The organism is Hoeflea sp. (assembly GCF_039975035.1).
In the GTDB taxonomy this organism is placed as follows: Bacteria; Pseudomonadota; Alphaproteobacteria; order Rhizobiales; family Rhizobiaceae; genus Hoeflea.
In genome coordinates this window covers 1-20142 of sequence record NZ_JBDWHW010000105.1, presented here as the reverse complement: position 1 = coordinate 20142, position 20142 = coordinate 1, and the positions used below count along the sequence as shown (strand labels likewise).

The 20142-nt window shown below is 62.8% G+C and carries 15 protein-coding genes and 1 pseudogene; 10 read left to right on the top strand and 6 right to left on the bottom strand.

Going from position 1 to position 20142, the window contains the following annotated elements; translation table 11 throughout:
* From ABJN75_RS09120 to ABJN75_RS09095, 6 genes are all read left to right on the top strand, one after another.
* The coding region (locus ABJN75_RS09120; protein WP_348438926.1) for a 3-deoxy-7-phosphoheptulonate synthase class II at nt 1-1297 on the top strand (1297 nt) is incomplete at its 5' end.
* Between the two features lie 378 nt (nt 1298-1675).
* Complete coding sequence (locus ABJN75_RS09115; protein WP_348438924.1) at nt 1676-2101, top strand: GFA family protein; 426 nt, start codon at nt 1676-1678, stop codon at nt 2099-2101.
* An 807-nt stretch (nt 2102-2908) separates the two neighbouring features.
* Nucleotides 2909-3742: a class III extradiol ring-cleavage dioxygenase gene (locus ABJN75_RS09110; RefSeq protein ID WP_348438922.1), complete on the top strand. Its 834-nt coding sequence runs from the start codon at nt 2909-2911 to the stop codon at nt 3740-3742.
* Between the two features lie 87 nt (nt 3743-3829).
* Nucleotides 3830-4054, top strand: a complete 225-nt coding sequence (locus ABJN75_RS09105) for a hypothetical protein (protein ID WP_348438920.1) — start codon at nt 3830-3832, stop codon at nt 4052-4054.
* 96 nt (nt 4055-4150) lie between these two features.
* Nucleotides 4151-5836, top strand: coding sequence for an NAD+ synthase (locus ABJN75_RS09100; RefSeq protein WP_348438919.1), 1686 nt, complete (start codon nt 4151-4153; stop codon nt 5834-5836).
* A complete protein-coding gene (locus ABJN75_RS09095; RefSeq protein WP_348438917.1) occupies nt 5836-7083 on the top strand; it encodes an MFS transporter in 1248 nt (415 codons plus the stop codon). Before ABJN75_RS09100 ends, ABJN75_RS09095 begins: the two co-directional genes overlap by 1 nt.
* A gap of 107 nt (nt 7084-7190) precedes the next feature.
* On the opposite strand, the gene ABJN75_RS09090 is transcribed toward ABJN75_RS09095, so the two are convergent.
* From ABJN75_RS09090 to dgcA, 3 genes are all read right to left on the bottom strand, one after another.
* The gene (locus tag ABJN75_RS09090) at nt 7191-8366 is read right to left on the bottom strand and encodes a DUF2865 domain-containing protein (protein WP_348438915.1); all 1176 of its coding nucleotides are present in this window, start codon (nt 8364-8366) and stop codon (nt 7191-7193) included.
* A 170-nt stretch (nt 8367-8536) separates the two neighbouring features.
* Nucleotides 8537-10852 (bottom strand): NADP-dependent malic enzyme, encoded by a 2316-nt coding sequence (locus tag ABJN75_RS09085; RefSeq protein WP_348438913.1) that lies wholly within the window; start codon nt 10850-10852, stop codon nt 8537-8539.
* 277 nt (nt 10853-11129) lie between these two features.
* Entirely contained in the window at nt 11130-12113 is a 984-nt protein-coding gene (gene dgcA, locus ABJN75_RS09080) for an N-acetyl-D-Glu racemase DgcA (protein ID WP_348438911.1), read from the bottom strand.
* 99 nt (nt 12114-12212) lie between these two features.
* On the opposite strand from dgcA, the gene ABJN75_RS09075 reads away from it, so the two are divergent.
* From ABJN75_RS09075 to ABJN75_RS09060, 4 genes are all read left to right on the top strand, one after another.
* Nucleotides 12213-13403 (top strand): MlaE family lipid ABC transporter permease subunit, encoded by a 1191-nt coding sequence (locus ABJN75_RS09075; protein WP_348438909.1) that lies wholly within the window; start codon nt 12213-12215, stop codon nt 13401-13403.
* Between the two features lie 11 nt (nt 13404-13414).
* Complete coding sequence (locus ABJN75_RS09070; RefSeq protein ID WP_348438907.1) at nt 13415-14305, top strand: ABC transporter ATP-binding protein; 891 nt, start codon at nt 13415-13417, stop codon at nt 14303-14305.
* Nucleotides 14305-15675 carry an MlaD family protein gene (locus ABJN75_RS09065; RefSeq protein WP_348438905.1) on the top strand — a complete coding sequence of 457 codons (1371 nt, stop codon included), beginning with the start codon at nt 14305-14307 and terminating at the stop codon, nt 15673-15675. Before ABJN75_RS09070 ends, ABJN75_RS09065 begins: the two co-directional genes overlap by 1 nt.
* 113 nt (nt 15676-15788) lie before the next feature.
* Nucleotides 15789-16349 (top strand): ABC-type transport auxiliary lipoprotein family protein, encoded by a 561-nt coding sequence (locus ABJN75_RS09060; RefSeq protein WP_348438928.1) that lies wholly within the window; start codon nt 15789-15791, stop codon nt 16347-16349.
* Between the two features lie 57 nt (nt 16350-16406).
* Here ABJN75_RS09060 and ABJN75_RS09055 read toward each other — a convergent pair whose 3' ends face one another.
* From ABJN75_RS09055 to ABJN75_RS09045, 3 genes and pseudogenes are all read right to left on the bottom strand, one after another.
* Nucleotides 16407-16691 (bottom strand): hypothetical protein, encoded by a 285-nt coding sequence (locus tag ABJN75_RS09055; protein WP_348438903.1) that lies wholly within the window; start codon nt 16689-16691, stop codon nt 16407-16409.
* A gap of 180 nt (nt 16692-16871) precedes the next feature.
* Nucleotides 16872-17333 (bottom strand): VOC family protein, encoded by a 462-nt coding sequence (locus ABJN75_RS09050; RefSeq protein ID WP_348438901.1) that lies wholly within the window; start codon nt 17331-17333, stop codon nt 16872-16874.
* Nucleotides 17334-17335: 2 nt separating this feature from the next.
* Nucleotides 17336-20142: pseudogene (locus ABJN75_RS09045) on the bottom strand (hypothetical protein); the annotation flags it as partial.

Genomic DNA, 20142 nt, shown 5'->3' with positions numbered 1-20142 from the left:
GCTGAAAGTGACCGAAGCGCGGCTTGCCAAGTTTCCGCCGCTGGTGTTTGCGGGTGAGGCCCGCCGGTTGACCTCGGCGCTTGCCGAAGTCTCCGAAGGCAGGGGCTTTCTGCTTCAGGGTGGCGATTGCGCCGAGGGCTTCGCCGAGCACGAAGCCGACAACATCCGCGATTTCTTCCGCGTCTTCCTGCAGATGGCGGTGGTGCTGACCTTTGGCGCGCAGCAGCCGGTGATCAAGGTCGGCCGCATCGCCGGCCAGTTCGCCAAGCCGCGCTCGTCCAACATAGAGAAGAAGGACGGCATCGAGCTTCCGAGCTACCGTGGCGACATCATCAACGGCATCGATTTCAACGAAGCCGACCGGATTCCCAATCCGGAACGCCAGATCATGGCCTACCGGCAGTCGGCGGCAACGCTCAACCTGTTGCGCGCGTTCGCGCAGGGCGGCTACGCCAATCTCGACAATGTGCACCAGTGGATGCTCGGCTTCGTCAAGGATAGCCCTCAGGCCGAGCGCTACCGGGCGCTGGCTGACCGGATTTCCGAGACCATGGATTTCATGAAGGCGATCGGCATTACCGCCGACAACCAGTCCAGTCTGCGCGAGACCGATTTCTTCACCAGTCACGAAGCGCTGCTCCTGGGCTATGAAGAGGCCATGACCCGCAATGATTCCACCTCGGGCGATTTCTACGCCACCTCCGGCCACATGATCTGGATTGGCGACCGCACGCGCCAGACCGACCACGCCCATGTCGAATATGCCCGCGGCATCAAGAACCCGATCGGGCTCAAATGCGGCCCGTCGCTCGATCCCGACGAACTGCTGGCGCTGATCGACATCCTCAACCCGGCCAACGAGGCCGGCCGGCTGACGCTGATCGCCCGCTTCGGCCACGACAAGGTCGCCGATCACCTGCCCAAGCTCATCCGCGCGGTCGAGCGCGAGGGCCGCAAGGTGGTGTGGTCATGCGATCCGATGCACGGCAACACCATCACCATGAACAACTACAAGACCCGGCCGTTCGAGCGGATCCTGTCGGAAGTGGATTCGTTCTTCCAGATCCACCGCGCCGAGGGGACGCACCCCGGCGGCATCCACATCGAGATGACCGGCAAGAACGTCACCGAATGCACCGGCGGCGCCCGCGCGCTCACCGGCGAAGACCTGCAGGACCGCTATCACACCCATTGCGACCCGCGTCTCAACGCCGACCAGGCGCTCGAACTCGCCTTCCTCGTCGCCGAACGCATGAAGGGCGGCCGCGACGAGCAGAAGGCAGTTGTGAACGGGTAAGATTACGCTGACTCATATGATTGCGAAAACGCCGGGGGAGACCTCGGCGTTTTTGCTTTTGGGGTGCTCGCGCAATCCTCACCGCCGTCATACCGGACTCTGCGTCATCCTCAGATCCCGCGTTTCGTCATCCTCGGGCCCGACCCGAGGATCCATTCCGTGATGCTTCCAACGAGTTGGCGCGCGGATGGAGAACGGGGTGGATCCTCGGCTGGGATGACGACGCCGATCGAATAGATGATATTCTGATGGTCGTCCGGCCCCTCAAAGACGGATATGAAGCCAAGCCTTCGCATGTCGCAAATGTCAGTAGCATGGCAGCGCCCGCCCGTGCTTTGATCGCCGGCGAATTCAATCGCAGCCCCTCGGAGGACCCTCATGTCAGACGATCAAACCCGCACCGGACATTGCAATTGCGGCGCGGTCAGTTTTCGAACCACCGGCCCGTTGCGCGAAGTGGTCGCCTGCCATTGCTCGCAGTGCCGGCGCCAGTCCGGTCTGTATTTCGCCGCCACCAATGTGGCCGACGAGAACATCGAGATCGAGGGCGAGGCCAGCATCACCTGGTACCAGGCCTCGGATTTCGCCAAACGCGGGTTCTGCAGCACCTGCGGCTCGGCGCTGTTCTGGAAGCATCAGGATGACCAGCACATCTCGGTGCTGGCGGGCGCCTTCGACCAGCCATCGGGGCTCACCATGACCAAGCACATCTTCTGCGCTGACAAGGGTGATTTCTACGAAATTGCTGATGGCTTGCCGCAGTATGAAAAAGGCTCGGCGGGGATTTTGGTGGCGGAGGATTAAATGGGGAGCGCCGCCCACCTCGGCACATTCTCTCCATCGTCATCCTAGGGCACCGACCCTAGGATCCATTCCGTAATCTCTCCAAACGGTTAGCGCTTCTGAAGCTTCACGGAATGGATCCTCGGCTCGGGGGCCGAGGATGACGAATATCACCAAATTCCCCCCCATTTCATCCACATCCTCCGAACCCGTGCCATCATCTTCGCACTCCCGCTGCCGGATGGAGCCGCGAACGCTTCGGACCAGGCGGGAGGAACGCCCCTCGGGCCGTGCCGTAACGTGCCGCACGGGTTTTGGGGAGGCGGAAACGATTGCAAGTTCCGCTGGCAGCCGGTTTTCCCTTCGGGGAGCGGCCAAGCCAGCCACCGGATCGTCCTCGCATCCGGGTTCCGTCATCTGGCGGGACAAGCGGATGGACGGCGAGACGGGCCTGTGGCGGACCTGATTGTCGGGTTGACGATGAGGTTCGTGCCGGACCGCGTTTCACGCTTTGCTGCCTGGCCTTGTCCGGGCTGAAGCAGCGAGCAAGGAGCCGCCTGTCGGATGCGGACATCATCCGGCAAAATTCGGGCCGCGCGCGTGGTTGCGCCAGCGTTTTTTTGAAATTTCCGTAAGGCAAAGCCCGCGTGCGGCCCTCCGGACCTGAATGCCGACACAGCTCGATTGGAGCTCTCCATGCGGGCGCGCTTCTGTGTGTCCGGTGTTTGGCCGCGTAGCTTCGTTCGGCAATGGTGAACGCTTTGTGGAGTGTTCGCGATCTTCCGTGAACGATTGGTGCGGCCTATATTGTTGGCAAGGAGAATTGTCATGACCCAGTCCACCGCCATGCCCGCCCTGTTCATTTCCCACGGTTCGCCCGACACCGCCATTGCCGGCACCAGCGCTGCCGCCTGGCTCAGGACGCTGGCGGCGGACTTGCCGCGGCCGCGCGCCATCGTGGTTGTCAGCGCCCATTTCGAAGTCACCGGCGGCGTCGCGGTGTCCGCCGACCCGCATCCCGAAACCATTCACGATTTCGGCGGCTTCGCGCCCGAACTCTACGCCATCCAGTATCCGGCGCCGGGCGAACCCGAACTGGCGCGCAAGATCGTGCGGGATCTGCTCAAGGCCGGGTTCAATTCGCGCGCGATGGACAAGCGCGGCTTCGATCACGGCGTCTGGGTGCCGCTGACGCTGATCTATCCCGATGCCGAGATTCCGGTGGTGTCGGTCTCGGTCGATCCGCGGCAGGGGCCCGAGCATCACTACCGGCTCGGTCAGGTTCTGTCCGGGCTTGGCGGCGAGGGTGTGCTGGTCATCGGCTCGGGTTCCTTCACCCACAATCTGGGCGAAGCCTTCAAGGCGCTGAGAACCGGGCAGCGCGACATCGATGTGCCCGAGTGGGTGGGCGCCTTCACCGGCTGGATGAATGCCAGACTTCGCGACAATGACGTGGCGGCGCTGCTCGACTACCGCCGCTCCGCGCCCCATGCCGTGGAAAATCACCCGACCGACGAGCACCTGCTGCCGCTCTATGTGGCGATGGGGGCCGCAGGCGAGGCGGGCAGGGCGAGCCTCGTCCATGACAGCGCCGAATTCGGCGTGCTGGCCATGACCATGTGGCGCTTTGACCACGCCATGGCGGAGGCCGCCGCCGGATAGTCGGGTGGCTCAAGCGGTCCGGGTGCGGCAGCGGCATCGTCAGCAAGGTTAACCCGGTCTTTAGAGCTGACTGATTATCAAGTGGATATGAGCACTTGCATCCGCCCCCTGCCGCGCCTGTTGGCCGGTCTCGCCTTGTCCTTGACGCTGACCCTGACGCTGTCGGGATGCGGCGCGCTGATCGTCACCAATACCGTGGTCGGGGCGGGGTCTCTTGTCGTTGGCGGCGCTGTCGGCGCGGTCAAGCTCACCGGCAAGACCGCCGGCGCGGTGGTTGGCCTGGCCCGCGAAGAGGAAGACCAGGCCGAGTAGGCCTGGACCGGTTCGGGGCCTGCCGTCACCAGGTTTGATCTGCCAATTGAAAATCGATGATTTTCAAGCGTCGTGACTTGGGGTAACACCAGACCCATGACCCAGAGCCAAGCACCCCAGACCAGTGTCCTGCGCATTGCCATTGCGCAGATGAACCCCACCGTCGGCGATATCTCCGGCAACCTTGCCAAGGCGCGCGACGCGCGCGCTGATGCGGCCCGCCATGGCGCCGATGTGGTTCTGTTCACCGAACTGTTCATCGCCGGTTATCCGCCCGAGGATCTGGTGCTCAAGCCGGCCTTTCTCGACGCCTGCCGCAAGGCGGTCGAGGAGCTTGCGGGCGACACCGCCGATGGCGGTCCGGCGATCATCATGGGTTACCCGCGCTCGCAGGGCGGCAAGCGCTTCAATCCGGTCGCAGTGCTCGACGAAGGCAGGCTGATCGCCAGCCGCGACAAGGTCGATCTGCCCAATTATGGTGAGTTCGACGAAAAGCGGGTGTTCGATGTCGGCGAGATGCCGGGTCCGGTGGCGGTGCGCGGCGTGCGGCTCGGCATCCCGGTGTGCGAGGACATCTGGGGCGATCTCGGGGTCTGCGAGACCTTGAGCGAAAGCGGCGCGGAAATCCTGCTGGTGCCCAACGGCTCGCCCTACTACCGCGGCAAGGTCGATGTCCGGCATCAGGTGGTGCTCAAACAGGTGATCGAAAGCGGCCTGCCGCTGATCTACGCCAACCAGGTCGGCGGCCAGGACGAGCTGGTGTTTGATGGCGCCAGCTTCGCCATGAACGCCGACAAGAGCCTGGCCTTCCAGATGAGCCAGTTCGAGGAGACGGTGTCGATCGTCACCTTCAAGCGCCAGGACGATGGCGGCTGGGTCTGCACCGACGGCCCGGTCTCGGCCATTCCCGAGCGCGAGGAGGCCGATTACCGCGCCTGTATGCTGGGCCTGCGCGACTACGTCAACAAGAACGGCTTCCGCAATGTGGTGCTGGGCATGTCGGGCGGCATCGATTCGGCGATCTGCGCCGCACTGGCCGTCGATGCGCTGGGCGAGGAGCGGCTTCGCGCGGTCATGCTGCCCTACCGCTACACCTCGGAAAGTTCGCTCGTCGACGCCGAAGCCTGCGCCCGGGCGCTGGGCTGCCGTTACGATACAGTGGCGATCGAAGAACCGGTGCAGGGCTTTCTCACCGCGCTGGGCGACATGTTCGAGGGCACCGACGAGGGCATCACCGAGGAAAACCTGCAGAGCCGGGCGCGCGGCGTCATCCTGATGGCGATCTCCAACAAGTTCGGCTCGATGGTGGTGACCACCGGCAACAAGAGCGAGATGAGCGTCGGCTACGCCACGCTGTATGGCGACATGAATGGCGGCTTCAACCCGATCAAGGACCTCTACAAGATGCAGGTCTATGCGCTGGCGCGCTGGCGCAACGCCCATGTGCCGCCCGGCGCGCTCGGCCCTTCGGGCGAAGTGATCCCGGTCAACATCATCGACAAGGCGCCGTCCGCCGAACTCAGGCCCGACCAGACCGATCAGGATTCGCTGCCGCCCTATCCGGTGCTCGACGATATTCTCGAATGTCTGGTCGAGCAGGAAATGGGCGTCGCCGACATCGTCGCGCGCGGCCATGACGTGGCCATTGTGCACCGCATCGAGCATCTTCTGTATATTGCCGAATACAAGCGCCGCCAGTCGGCGCCCGGCGTCAAGATCACCCGCAAGAATTTCGGCCGCGACCGGCGCTACCCGATCACCAATCGCTTCCGGGACCGCTGATGCCCGTCATACATTTTCTGCGCGACAATGCCCGCTGGGTCGCCGGCGGATTTCTGCTGACGTTCTTCTCGTCGTTCGGGCAGACCTATTTCATTTCGTTGTCAGCCGGCGAAATCCGCGCCGAATACGGGCTCTCCAATGGCGGCTTCGGGACGCTCTACATGATCGCCACGCTTGCCAGTGCGGCGACCTTGCCGCAGATCGGCAAGATCGTCGACAAGATCAGCGTCTCCTCGACGGTGCTGGTGGCCGCACCGGTTCTGGCACTCGCCTGCGTTCTGATGGCCTGGTCGAGATCGCTGGTGCTGCTGGTCGTGGCGATCTATCTGCTCAGGCTGTTCGGGCAGGGCATGTTCACCCACATCGCCATGACCGCGATGGGGCGCTGGTTCGCCGCCCAGCGCGGCCGCGCAATATCGTTGAGCACCATCGGCGTCAATTTCGGCGAGGCGCTGTTTCCGATCAGTTTCGTCGGTATTGCAGCGCTCCTCGGCTGGCGCGGTTCCTGGCTGCTGGCCGCAGGTGTGCTGATGCTGGTGGCGCTGCCGGCGATCTACTCGCTGCTCAAGCTCGAACGCACGCCGCAATCGGTGGTCCAGGATCCGACTGTTCCGGTCGCGCGTGAATGGACCCGGGGCGAAGTGGTCCGCGATCCGTTGTTCTGGGCTGCGTTGTCAGGGGTGCTGGCGCCGGCGTTCATCGGCACCACCGTGTTCTTCCATCAGGTCTACCTGTCGGAACTGCGCGGCTGGCAGCCAAGCGTGTTCGCCGCCTCGTTCGCCATCATGTCATCGATGACCATCATCTTCGCGCTGATCGCCGGGCAACTGGTCGACCGGTTTTCCGCCATTCGGATGCTGCCGACATTCCTGGTGCCGCTGTCATTGTCGTGCTTCGTGCTGGCCTCAACCGATGCGCCTTGGGGCGCCTATGCCTTCATGGCGTTTATGGGCGTGTCCTACGGGTTCTCCTCGACCCTGTTCGGATCGCTCTGGCCGGAACTCTATGGCACCAGACATCTCGGCGGCATCCGGTCGCTGATCGTCGCCTTCATGGTGTTCGCCACCGCGATGGGCCCCGGCCTTACCGGCGCGCTGATCGATGCGGGCGTGTCCTATCCGGGCCAGATCGCGGCGATGGGGGTCTATTGCGTGGTGATGATCGTGGTCATGATTCTTGTCAGCCGGCGGGCGCTGGCGCGTCAGCCGCGATCAATGCAAGCAGCCCCGGATAGCGCCGCAATCTGATCGGCGCGGGGCAGGTTGCGCTTCACGAGGTTGGAGGGCGCGGTGTTTGCGCTTGTCGTGACGATCGGGTCAATCCGGGCAAATCCGGTTCAATCCGGGTGGCAATGCTACCGGATCAGGCTCTGGTCGCCGGCCCTGAGATCCAGATGCTCGGAGGCGTCGGGAAGAAAGGTCGGGCCGACCACGCGAACCTGCCGCCGGCCCTCGGTCAGCGGACGTTCGGTTTTCGAGGCGGAAATCACCGCCGCGACATCACCTGGTGTCAGTCGCATTTCGGTATCGAGGATTGTTTCGGGATCTTCGCCGGGGTCGGGCCTGTTGATCGGGCGCACCCAGGTCGTCACCGGCGCCTCGTTGTCGCTCTCCTCACCGTTCAGGATGGCTTCCCGGCGCTGCATTTCCTTGTAAAACGCCCCCATGTTGCAACCGCAGGCCTTGCTCATCGGCGCATTGACATTGCGGTAGGCGAAGGCGTTCGGCATCTCGGTATATGGCGCCCGGGTCCGGGCGGAGACCATGTCTTCACTCTCCTGACCCTGCGCCGAATGGAAATACAGCGCGGTCGCGGTTCCCGGGCACATCATCTGGCAGGTACGTTCGTCGCGGGCGAAATCCGACGGATTGGCTCTCGACGAGACCGGGAAGAAAAACCCGTCACATGTGCGCACGCACAAGGTGCGGTAGCCGCCGCCCCGTGCGGCCTGCGGTTCGACCATGATATTTGATTTCGACAGGTTGATGTTGGCGGGAACGCGGATTCTCCCGCCGCTGTCGCCGAGAATGGCGACGAGGCCGGGACTCTTGGCCTTCTTCGCTCTGACTGCGTCCTTGCTGCCCTTGAGAGCGGCTTCCACCACCGCTGCGCGCTTGCCGTCGCAGTCATTGGCTTTGAGCGCGGCCTGAATGCGCCGTGTGGCAACCTTGTCGATCCGTCGCGCAAAGGAATCGCGCTTGCGCTCGAGGGCGGCCAGGTTGACGCGCATTTTCTTGTGCGCCGATGTGAGCTTGGAGCAGGCCTTGGCGTTCTGGCCTCCGAGCACGATAATGCTGCCCGAGGTGCAGCCGAAGCGCTTCAGGTCGGCCTGGACCTGACTGATCTGACCGGCCTGTTTTTGCACCGCCGTGGCGAAGCGCTGGTAATTGGCTGAGGAGCCGGAATTTCTGGAGGCGCTTGCGAGCTGGGCCTTGAGCTGGGTGCAAACCGCGGAAGCCTCTGCCGTACCCGTGCCGACAAGGGCGAGCACAACCATCAGCGCAAAACTGCGAACCCGGACGCGGCGCATGAACGACTCCACTACAAGCATACACGCACGATACGGCACCAAGAGTTAATGCTTGGACACCATATCATGTTGCATATTAGCAAATGCCAGTATTTCCGCCAATCACAACTGTTTGTCTAGCTTAACCCGGTCCCGCGCGCGGCCCGTTTCACAGAACAAGACAGAAACAATCAGTCCGGCGACGAGGCCTCGACCACTGCCAGCGTCGCCATGTTGACCACGCCGCGCGAGGTCACCGAGGGGGAGAGAATATGCGCGGGAAGCGCAGCCCCCAGCAGGATCGGTCCGACATGCAACGCGTCGGTCATGGTCTTGACCAGGCCGAGTGCGATATTGGCGGCGTCGAGATTGGGAAAGACCAGAAGATTGGCCTCGCCGGTGAGTGTGCTGCCGGGCATGACCCGCTGCCGCAGCAGTTCCGACATGGCTGAATCGCCGTGCATCTCGCCATCGACTTCCAGGTCCGGCGCGCCGGAGCGAATGATCTCGATCGCGCGACGCATTTTCGTGGCGCTCGCCGAATCCCGTGATCCGAAATTGGAATGCGACACCAGCGCGGCTTTCGGATTGATGCCGAAACGTTGGATTTCCTGAGCCGCCATAATGGTGGTCTCGGCGATTTCCTCGGCGGTCGGATCGAAAGACACATAGGTGTCGGTGAAGAAGGTGGCGTTGCGTTGCGAAATCAGCAGGCTCAGCGCCGAATAGTCGATCACCCCCTCACGTTTGCCGATGATTTGCGAGACATCGCGCAGGTGACGGGCGTAGCGGCCCTCAAGCCCGCAGATCATCGCGTCAGCCTCGCCGCGCCTGAGCGACAAGGCGCCGATCACTGTGGAATTGGTGCGGATGATGGTTCGCGCCGCTTCCGGGATGACGCCCTTGCGCCCGACAAGCGAGAAATACTCGTCGACATAATCGCGGAACCGTGGATCGTCTTCGGGATTGGTGACCTCGAAGTCGACGCCCGGTCTGATCCTGAGGCCAAACCGCTCAAGACGCGCTTCGATAATGCCGGGACGGCCAATCAGGATCGGTTTGGCGATGCCTTCCTCGAGCAGCACCTGGGCTGCGCGCAAGACGCGTTCGTCCTCGCCTTCGGCAAAGATCACGCGTTTCTTCGCGGCGCTCTTGGCGGCCGTGAACAGCGGCTTCATGATCAGGCCGGAGCGGAAGACGAAGCGGTTGAGCTGATCGACATAGGCTTCCATGTCGGCGATGGGACGCCGGGCAACGCCGGATTTGGCGGCGGCCTCGGCCACGGCCGGGGCAATCCGCAGGATCAACCGCTGATCGAAGGGAGAGGGGGTCAGGTATTCAGGCCCCAAAACCGGGGTTTCGCCGGAATAGGCGCGGGCGGCAATGTCGGAAGGCTCCTCCCGGGCGAGCGCAGCGATGGCGCGCACGCACGCCATCTTCATCTCCTCGTTGATGGTGCGTGCACCGCAATCCAGCGCCCCGCGGAAAATATAGGGGAAGCACAGGACGTTGTTGACCTGATTGGGGAAATCCGACCGGCCGGTGCAGACCATCGCGTCAGGCCGGGCCTTGCGGGCCAGGTCCGGCATGATTTCCGGGGACGGGTTGGCAAGCGCCATGATCATCGGCCGCTCGGCCATCGTTGCCAGCATTTCGGGCTTGAGGACGCCCGCCGCCGACAGGCCCAGGAATACATCGGCTCCGCCAATGGAATCCGCCAGCACCCGGTTGTCGGAAGGCTGCGCATAGATCGACTTCCATTCGTCCATCAGCACTTCGCGGCCCTCGTAGACGAGGCCTTCAATGTCATGCACCCAGATGTTTTCACGCCTGGCGCCGAGCGCCACCAGCAGGTTGAGGCAGGCGAGTGCGGCAGCGCCGGCTCCGGAGGTGACGATCTTGGCGTTCTCGATCTTCTTGCCGGCGAGTTCAAGGCCGTTGAGGATGCCCGCGGCGACGATGATGGCGGTGCCGTGCTGGTCGTCATGGAATACCGGGATATCCATCACCGCGCGCAACTGCCGCTCGACCTCGAAACATTCGGGCGCCTTGATGTCCTCGAGATTGATGCCGCCAAAGGTGGGCTCAAGCGCTGAAATCACGCTGACCATGCGCTCGACGTCAGGGGCGTCGATCTCGATGTCGAACACGTCGACGCCGGCGAATTTCTTGAACAACACGGCCTTGCCTTCCATCACCGGCTTGGATGCCAGCGGGCCGATGTTGCCAAGGCCGAGCACGGCGGTGCCGTTGGATACCACTCCGACCAGGTTGGAGCGCGCGGTGTAGGCGGCTGCGGCGTCGGGATTGTCACGGATGGCAAGGCAGGGAGCGGCGACACCGGGAGAATAGGCAAGCGCCAGATCGCGCTGGTTGCCGAGCGGCTTGGTGGCCTGGATCTCAAGCTTTCCCGGCCGCGGATAGCGGTGATAAAACAGGGCGTTCTCATCAAGATCGCCGCTTGTCGGCTTGGGGTCGTTGGCGCGCTTGGTGTCTTTGGAGGTCATCTGCTGCTCTTCTCTCGTGAATGCAATCTGGTCCGGTGAAAGCCACGGGGAATGGCGATCATGGTCACGTCGGCGGGAATCGAAATCATGAACAGAGAGAAAGACAAGGTGACGACATCTCCGCCGCGTTCGGCGCCGTTCACGCCGATTCACCGCTATTCATGCAGATCATCCCCCTCAACACACCAGTCTTGTTGGCCCGTCCCCGTTCTAGATCCGATCCAGATCAAAAGAAACCTGTTTGATGATCGGGGCTGGGGGGGGCAAGGCTTCCGCGTCAACCCCAGAGTTCGGGCGCCGGTGGCGAGACCAGCGATCCGGAATATTTCAGTCCCGGCGAGCGGTCGCGGGCGAGCAGCAACGGGCCGTCGAGATCAACCCAGTCGGCGTCTTGGGCAAGCAGCACCGCGGGCGCCATGGCCAGCGATGTGCCGACCATGCAGCCGACCATCACGCCAAATCCCAGTTCGCGGGCACGGTCGCGCATCCGCAGGGCCTCGGTGAGACCGCCGGTCTTGTCAAGCTTGATGTTGATCGCATCGTAGCGGTCCGACAGCTTGGCGAGATCGGCCAGCGTGTGGACGCTCTCGTCGGCGCAGATCGGCACCGGATGGGGAATGTGGGCGAGGATGTCGTCCTTGCCGGCCGGCAATGGCTGCTCAATCAGGCTGATGTGCAGTTCGGCGGCAAGCAGCAGGTGCTCGCGGATGTTGTTCTCGTCCCAGCCCTCGTTGGCGTCGAGGATGATTTCCGCGTGGGGTGCGGCGCTGGCCACGGCATGCATGCGGGCGCGGTCGTCGGATGTGCCGACCTTGACCTTGAGCAGCTTCTGGGATGCGTGGGCGCGGGCCTCGTCAGCCATGTCGGCTGCATCGCCGAGTGAAATCGTCACCGCGGTCGGCACCGGCCTGGGCAGCATTTTGCACGCCATCATCGCAGCCCGCACGCCACTGAGCTTGGCCTCGATGTCCCACAAAGCGCAATCGATGGCATTGCGCGCGGCACCCGCCGGCATTGCGCTTTGCAGTTCATCGCGGCTGGTGCCGGCGGAAATCGCGCCGGCAAAGGCTTCGATGTCTTTGAGAACGCCCTCGACGGTTTCCCCATAGCGCTTGTAGGGCACACATTCGCCATGACCGCTGACGCCGTTCTGGGTGATGGTGCAGGTCACGACATCGGCGGCGGTCTTGGCCCCGCGCGAAATGGTGAAGGCCCGTGCGAGCGGAAAACTGTCGATCCTGGCGATAAGTTGTCGTGGCATTGCAACGTGTCCGTAAAAAAGCTCAGAAGATTGGCAAAGCTGGTGCTTATACAGAGGCTGTCCGGTGACAGTCCCTGAACGACCGGCTATGTGTGAGGCATGTTGACCGAACAGTCAAAAGATACAAGGGCAGATGTCAAGACCGATGATCCCGATCACCGGCCGGCGACGCTGGAGCATCGTGTCTCGGACGGCAAGGAGACACTGGCTCTGTCGGGCAACTGGCGTCACGCGGCGATCTCGGGCGTTTACGGCAAAGTGCTCGAAGCCCAGGGCAGTCTTTCCGGAGAGACACTGGAAATCGACCTTTCGGAGGTCAGCCATTTCGACACCGCCGGGGCCTGGCTTGTGCGCAAGACCATGGCTGCGGCCAATGCGCGCGGCATGGAAACGCAGCTGGTCGGTGCTTCCACGCCGATGGCGGCCCTGATCAAGGCAATCCCGGACCGGGTTGACCGGAAGCCGCCGGAAACCAAGCAAAACCGGTCATTGTTCGACCGGCTGTTCTCACCGGTCGGAAAAAACCTGTTCGAGCTTTATGAAGACCTGCATGCGTCGTTGTACATTCTGGGCTCGGCGGTGCGCGGCGCACAGCTCAAGCTCAACCGGTCATCGGGGATCTCGCCGGCATCGATCGTCACCCATATCGACCGGATGGGCGTGCGCGCGGTGCCGATCATCATGCTGATGAGTTTTCTCATCGGCGCGATCATTGCCCAGCAAGGCGCGTTCCAGCTGCGCTATTTCGGCGCGGAAGTCTTTGTCGTGGATCTGGTCGGGATTCTGCAATTGCGCGAGATCGGTGTGCTGCTGACCGCGATCATGATCGCCGGACGTTCGGGCAGCGCGATCACGGCTGAAATCGGCTCGATGAAAATGCGCGAAGAGGTCGACGCGCTCAAGGTGATGGGGTTGAATCCGATCGGGGTTCTGGTGTTCCCGCGTCTGGTGGCCCTGACCGTGGCGCTGCCGCTGTTGACAATCGTTGCGAATTTCGCCGCACTCACCGGCGCGGCAGCCGTCGCCTGGAGCTATTCGGGGATCACCCCTGACGTGTTCATCGCCCGGCTGCGCGAAGCCATCGACATCTCGACTGTCACGTCGGGGATGATCAAGGCGCCGTTCATGGCGCTGATCATCGGGATCGTTGCCTCGGTGGAAGGCATGAAGGTGGGCGGCAGCGCTGAATCACTGGGCAGGCGGGTGACAGCTTCCGTGGTCAAGGCGATCTTCGTCGTGATCCTGGTCGATGGCCTGTTCGCCATGTTTTACGCCGCGATCGATTATTGAACCGGAATCAGATGAACCAGCCAGATCAAGACTTGCCGGATGAGAACGCCACGGGTGAAGACCCCAACGGCAAGCGCGAGGTCATTCTTTCGGTCCGCGATATCTGTGTGGCGTTCGGCGACAACAAGGTGCTCGATCATCTTGATCTCGATGTGTACCGGGGCGAAATCCTGGGATTTGTCGGCGGATCTGGTACCGGCAAATCTGTCTTGATGCGGGCAATTCTGCGGCTGATCCCGCGTCAGAACGGCGTCATACGGATTCTCGGCGAGGATTACGACCAGGTCGACGAGGCCAGAAAATTCGAACTCGACATGCGCCTGGGTGTGCTGTTCCAGCAAGGCGCGCTGTTTTCGGCGCTGACGGTGCGCGAAAACATCCAGGTTCCCATGCGGGAATATCTCGACCTTCCGCAAACGCTGATGGATGAATTGGCCGAGCTCAAGATCGAAATGGTGGGGCTTGCCCCCGATGCCGCCGACAAATATCCCTCCGAACTGTCCGGCGGCATGATCAAGCGGGCAGCCCTGGCCCGCGCCCTGGCGCTTGATCCGGACCTGGTGTTTCTCGATGAACCGACATCCGGGCTCGATCCGATCGGCGCGGCGGAGTTCGATCAACTGATCGCCCGGTTGCGCGATACGCTCGGGTTGACGGTCTATATGGTGACCCACGATCTCGACAGCCTGTTCTCGGTCTGCGACCGGATTGCGGTTCTGGGTGAAAAACATGTATTGGTGGAGGGAACCATCGATGACATGCTTTCATTTGACGACCCGTGGGTGCAGTCCTATTTCAAGGGCGAAAGGGCGCGGATGATACCTGACCGGAGAACCGGTCGGGGAGTGAACCCGGACCAGGGGGGCACACAGGCCGCCAACCAGAAAAGCGAAGCTATTTAATGGAAACGCGGGCCAATTATGCCATTGTCGGCTTTTTCACCCTGCTGGTGATGCTCTCGGCATTCGGATTTGTCTACTGGATGGCACGCTACGGCGGCGCGGGCGAACCGGCGCGTCTGGTGGTGCGGATACCCGGCTCGGCCAACGGGCTGTCGATCGGCTCGCCGGTTCGCTTCAACGGCATTGCCATCGGAACCGTGCGCGAACTGGCGATTGACCGGCAAAGCCCGAATTTTGTCATCGCCCAGACCGATGTCAGCGCCGATGCGCCGATTTACACCGATACCCGTGCCGCGCTCGAGATCCAGGGGCTGACCGGTTCGGCCTATATCGAGTTGCAAGGCGGAACACCATCCAACGAAAACATCCTGCAGGTTGCGCGAAGGGCCGAAACCACGGCCCAGATCGAGGCCGACCCATCGGGCGTGACCAACCTGCTGGCCACTGCGGATGAAATCCTCAATCGCGCCAACCGGGTGATCGGTGAGGTCGAGGGTTTCATCAAGGATGCCCGCTCGCCACTGACCGAGACGCTGAAGAACACCGAGACGTTCACCGGCGCCTTGCGCGACAATGCCGAGGGCATCGACGATTTTCTCAAAAGCGTGGCGAGCCTGTCGGAAACGGTCAAATCGCTGTCGGGTCGAATCGACACCGCACTCGGTTCGGCGGAAAACCTGATCAAGTCGATTGATCCGGAAAAGATCGACCGTATTCTGGCCAATGTCGACACGGTCACCAGCGAAGTTGCCAGCGCCTCGGGCGATATCACCAAGACGCTGGAAAGTTTCCGCAATGCGGCCGCATCGCTTGAAACATTGTCGGCCAATGCCGCCACCTCGCTTGACAAGGTCGACAAGGTGATCGCGGGCATCGATCCGGAACGGGTGGGCCAGGCGATGGATGATATCGCCGCGGCCAGTTCGGATGCCCGCAAGGCGCTGGCGGATGCGCGTGGCGTGGCCGAGACATTCGGTGCGCGCAAGGAGGATTTCGATCTCATCATCAGCGACGTCAAGGAAATAAGCGGCCGGCTCAACGCCGCATCGACACGGGTCGACGGGGTGCTGGCCAAGATTGACTCCTTCTTGGGCGAGGGCGACGCCTCGTCGCTGATCGCCGATGCGGAAGCCACGCTCAAGTCATTCCGCGATGTCGCGGATTCGCTCAATGCGCGCGTCGGGCCGATTGCCGACAATCTGCAACGCTTTTCGGGATCCGGCCTGCGCGACGTCGAAGCGCTGGTCAATGACGCGCGGCGCTCGATCCAGCGCATCGAGCGCTCGATCTCGACCATCGAGCAGGACCCGCAACGGCTTATTTTCGGCGGCGATACGGTCAAGCAGTATGACGGGCGGACGCGGCGTTGACTCTTGGGCAGCCGCGTCGCAAGAAAGAAGTTAACGAATTGCAAAGGTGCCGGACAAGGGCATCCGGGAGTGGCGTACGCGTGAAAGCCGGTCGTTGGATTGTTGCGTTGGCAATGTTGTCAGCCCTAAGCGGGTGCGCGGGCGGTATCGGTGCATCCTCGCCGCCCGATACCTATGGGCTGTCCGGGGCGCCGGAGGTCAGTGGGCAAACAGCCCGCAACCGGCAGATCCTGATCACCGAACCGGCTGCGCTCAAGGCGCTTGACAGCGAGCAGATCGTCATCCGCCCGACGCCATCGGCGATCGAGTATCTGGCGAAATCGCAATGGTCGGACCGGTTGCCGAAAATCGTCCAGGACAAGCTGGTCCAGGCATTCGAGAATTCGGGCCGGGTCGGCGGCGTTGGCCGGCCGGGCGACGGACTGGCGATCGATTACAAGATCATCACGGCGATCCGCGCCTTCGAGATCAATGCCGATGCGGGCGAACGCGCGGTGGTGGAGATTTCGGCCAAGGTGCTCAACGACCGCAACGGTGTGGTGCTGGCAAGCAAGGTGTTCCGTTCGACCTCGCCGGTGACGGGCTCGGGCAACGCCGCTTACGTGCAGTCTCTCGACCGGGCGTTCGAGGTTGTGGTCCGCGATCTAGTTGGATGGACGCTGTCGCGGATCTGATGTGGCCTGGGGCGGATCAGACCGACGCTACATTGTTCAATGCAACAGGTACCTGTTTCATCGCGGGGCTTGGTCATCGGATGAAGACGCCGGGCGTCGTTGCCGTGCTGTCATGCCAATGGTCAGATCAGATGCAGTGAGCACCACAAGCAGAAGCAGAATCCCGCCTGCCGCCAGCACCGCCGGGATGATCAGCGCGGGATAGCCGAAGATCCAGATGGCGCTCAACCACAATAGCAAAATGTTGACCAGGAACATGACCTTCTCGGTTTCACCGCTGCGCCAGGCGCGCCATCCGAGCAAACCGATGATTGCCGCGTATGCCAGTGTCGCCGATGCCATTGTCACTCTCCGCTGTGTCGTCGCGCCTCGGGTGGTCTCGCGCCTCGGGCCGCGAAAATGTCCTGACCGGTATGTAGTGAAAACAGCCGCCCGCGCCATAGCCCGGCTGATGGCGAATTGACGCATCCCGAATGCAGCTTTTCCGTCCGGACGCTTCGGGGAGATCCGGGTGCGCGGGTTTCAGGCGTCCCGGGTGACCGGCCAGCCGGCGGACACCAGTTCGACCGTATTGCCGTCGGGATCGGTGAGAAACACGCCGCGCCAGCCGATCCAGTCGAAATTCTGGACGTGGTAACTGATGCCATAAGTGTCAAACCAGGCGCAGGCCGCCTGCTGCTCGTGCTGGCTGAGGCTGAGGGCGACGTGATGCAGTGTCGAACCGCTGAGCCCCGGTGTGCCGCGCTCGGGATTGAGGTTCGGGTCGAACAGCGCCAGTACCGCCGTGTGACCCTCGACGCCGTTGCCCAGCCTGAAGAAAACAATGCCACCACGATCGGCAAGCACCGCAAGGCCGAGCGTGTCGCGGTAAAACCGCGTCATGGCATCGAAGTCGATGCAGCGGATGGCGATCTCACCCAGCCCTGAAATTGCAAAACCCCGCACGGGGGCGGGGTCCTGCGGTGTGGTCTTTGCCTCAGACATTGCTACTCACGGCCAAAGCGGCCGCTGGCATGGGCCAGCATGGTGTAGACCTTTCCGGTATCGGAGGTCAGGTAGGTCTGGGTCATCATGTTGTCGCGGTCATTGCGCGCGACGTCCGACAACAGCTTTTCGAAATCGGCGATGTAGCGGTCGACAGCCGCCCGGAACTCGGGCTCGCGGCCGTATTTCGACTTGATTTCCTCGAATGTCTGCTGGCCCTTCAGCGTGTAAAGCCTGCGGGTGAAGACATCGCGCTCGCCGCGCTGATAGCGACGCCACAGATCGACAGAGGCGTCATGATCGATGGCGCGGGCAATGTCGACGGACAGCGAGTTGAGCGATTCGACGACATGGCGCGGATTGCGCTCTGGCGTCCGGGGTGTCGCCGGTGCACGGGCAGGCGCCTGTTCTTCGCGCGACGCGGCGCGCAGCAGGTCGCTGACCCAGCCTTCGCTCTTGGCGGGCGCTGCGCTTGCCGGTTCGAGGCTGCCGCGCAGGGGTGCGCGCTGGACCGCAGCTTCGGCGCGCGGCGTCGGAGCTGCGGGAGCAGGCGCCGGCGCCGGATCGCGCCGGGGTGCGGGCTGCGGAGCGGCCGCGCGTGGTGCAGGCCGGCTGACTTCGGCCTGTTGGCCGGACTGGCCGACAAGCTGCGACAACTCCTGCAAGGCCTTGATCTGATCGGAGACGGCGCGACGCATGGCGGCAGCACTTTCGCGTGTTTCTTCGGGAAGATCGAAGGCGCCGCGCTTGAGTTCGCTTCTGGTTTCGTCAAGCTCGCGTTTGATCTCGGATGCGGACTGGCGAATTTCATCGGTTGCGCCGGAGAAGCGCGAAATCGCATCCTCGATAGCCTGGCGCACATTTTCGCGCATCGAACCGGCTGCGGCTTGCGCCCGGGTTTCGGTTCCGCTCAGCAACTTGTCGGCATCCTCGACCGCCTCGCGCACACTTTCGCGCATCGATCCGGCTGCTGCTTGCGCGCGGTTTTCGGTTCCGCTCAACAACTTGTCGGCATCCTCGACCGCTTCGCGCAGGCTTTCGCGCATGAGGCCGGCTGCGGTATGGGCGCGGCCTTCGGTCTCGCCCAACAGCTTGCTGGCGTTTTCCGCGGCGTTGCGCAATCCGCCTTCAAGCCGGGTTGCGGCGCGTCTGGAGAGCTCGTCGGCGCCGGCGAATGCCTTCTCGATGATATCCTCGAGCGAGTGCATCGTGGTTTCGATCTGCTCGGAGCGGCTGACCAGACCGACAGACAGGGCCTGCAGCGCTTCGCGGCGTTCCTCCAGCGTCGACGCCAGATTGGACTGCGCGGCGCCCAGGAGGTCGGAGGCCGATGCCAGCACCTTGGAATGCTCGTCGAAACGGCCGGCGATGGCGCCAACCTGGTTGAGTGTGCGGCTGGAAATATCGGTAAGCCGTTCAACCTTGCCGTCGAGAAGCCGGGCGGAGCCGGAGAGCAGTTCCGCGGCCTTCTCGGTCGAGGAGGACAGCTCGCTCGTGGTCTGTGAAAGCTGCTCATTGGCCGAGCCGAGCGTGGAGGCGACGGTGGCGATGACCTTCGAAATTTCCGTGTTGCTGACGCCGAGACGTTCAAGCAGCGAACCGACATTGCCGCTGAGGCTCTGGTTGACGTTCTCGATCGCCGACAGGGTTTCGCTGGTGCGGTTGGTAATTGCGTTGATCAGGGCCGCGTTCTCGGCGCGCAGACGGTCGGTCGAGTTCTGGGTGACCTCGGTCAGGCGGTGAGCGAATTCCTCGCCGCTTGCGGCATAGCGGTCGACCAGAGGCCGGGCCTGCTCGTCGATGACGCGCGACAGTTCGGCTGAGCGGCTCGCCAGCATGGAATTGAGTTCGCGGGTGCGTTCGTCAAGTGTCGAGTGCACCGAGGTGGCGCGAATGTCCATGGCCTGCTCGGCTTCGACCAGTTTCTGGATGATGTTGACGGCTTTCTGGTTGAGCGCGTCTCCAAGCGATCCGGTCCGGTTGACGAGATCCTCTGCGGATTTCTGCAGTCGCGAATCGATGGCGCCAGCCCTTTCGTCGAGGGTGGAGACCAGATTGTTGGCTGTTTGTCCGATGCGGTTCGAGATCGCGTCGGTCTTCTCGTCGAGGGTGGAGACCAGATTGCTGGTTGTTTCGCCAATCCGGTTGGAGATTGCGCTGGTCTTCTCGTCGAGGGTGGAGACCAGATTGCTGGTTGTTTCGCCAATTCGGTTGGAGATTGCACTGGTCTTCTCGTCGAGGGTCGAAACCAGACTGTTGGCGGTGTCTCCAAGCCGGCTTGAGATGGCGCCGGTTTCCATCTCCAGCCGCGAGGCGAGGGCCTCGGCCTGGGCGGCAAACCGGGCTTCGCTCGCGTCCAGCGTGCCGGAGATGATACTGGCCTGATTGCCGACGGTCTCGCCAACGCGCTCGACCAGATCACTGATCCGGCTTGCTTCATTGCTCAGGTCGGTTGCTCCGGCGGAGATACGACCGGCAATGCTTTCGGCATGGGCGGCCAGATTGGCGGTGCGTTCCTCAACATGAGCGTCGAGCGTGCGGGCAAAATCGCGGGCCTGATCGTCCATCCTACCGGCAAAGCCGGTGCTGACGTTCTCCAGGGTCTCGCCAGCCTTGAGTGCTTCGGCGTCGAGATCGATTGCCGCGTTGGCGACAGCCTCGCGCAGTTTGGCGGCAAGCCCGGTGGCCTTGCCTTCGATTGTCCGGGAGACCGAATCGAGCCCGATGCCGAGCATGTTGTTCATCGTCGTCAGGCGCTCGTCGATATGATCGGTGCCCTTGGCGAAGGTGGAGTCGACCTTCTCGGAAG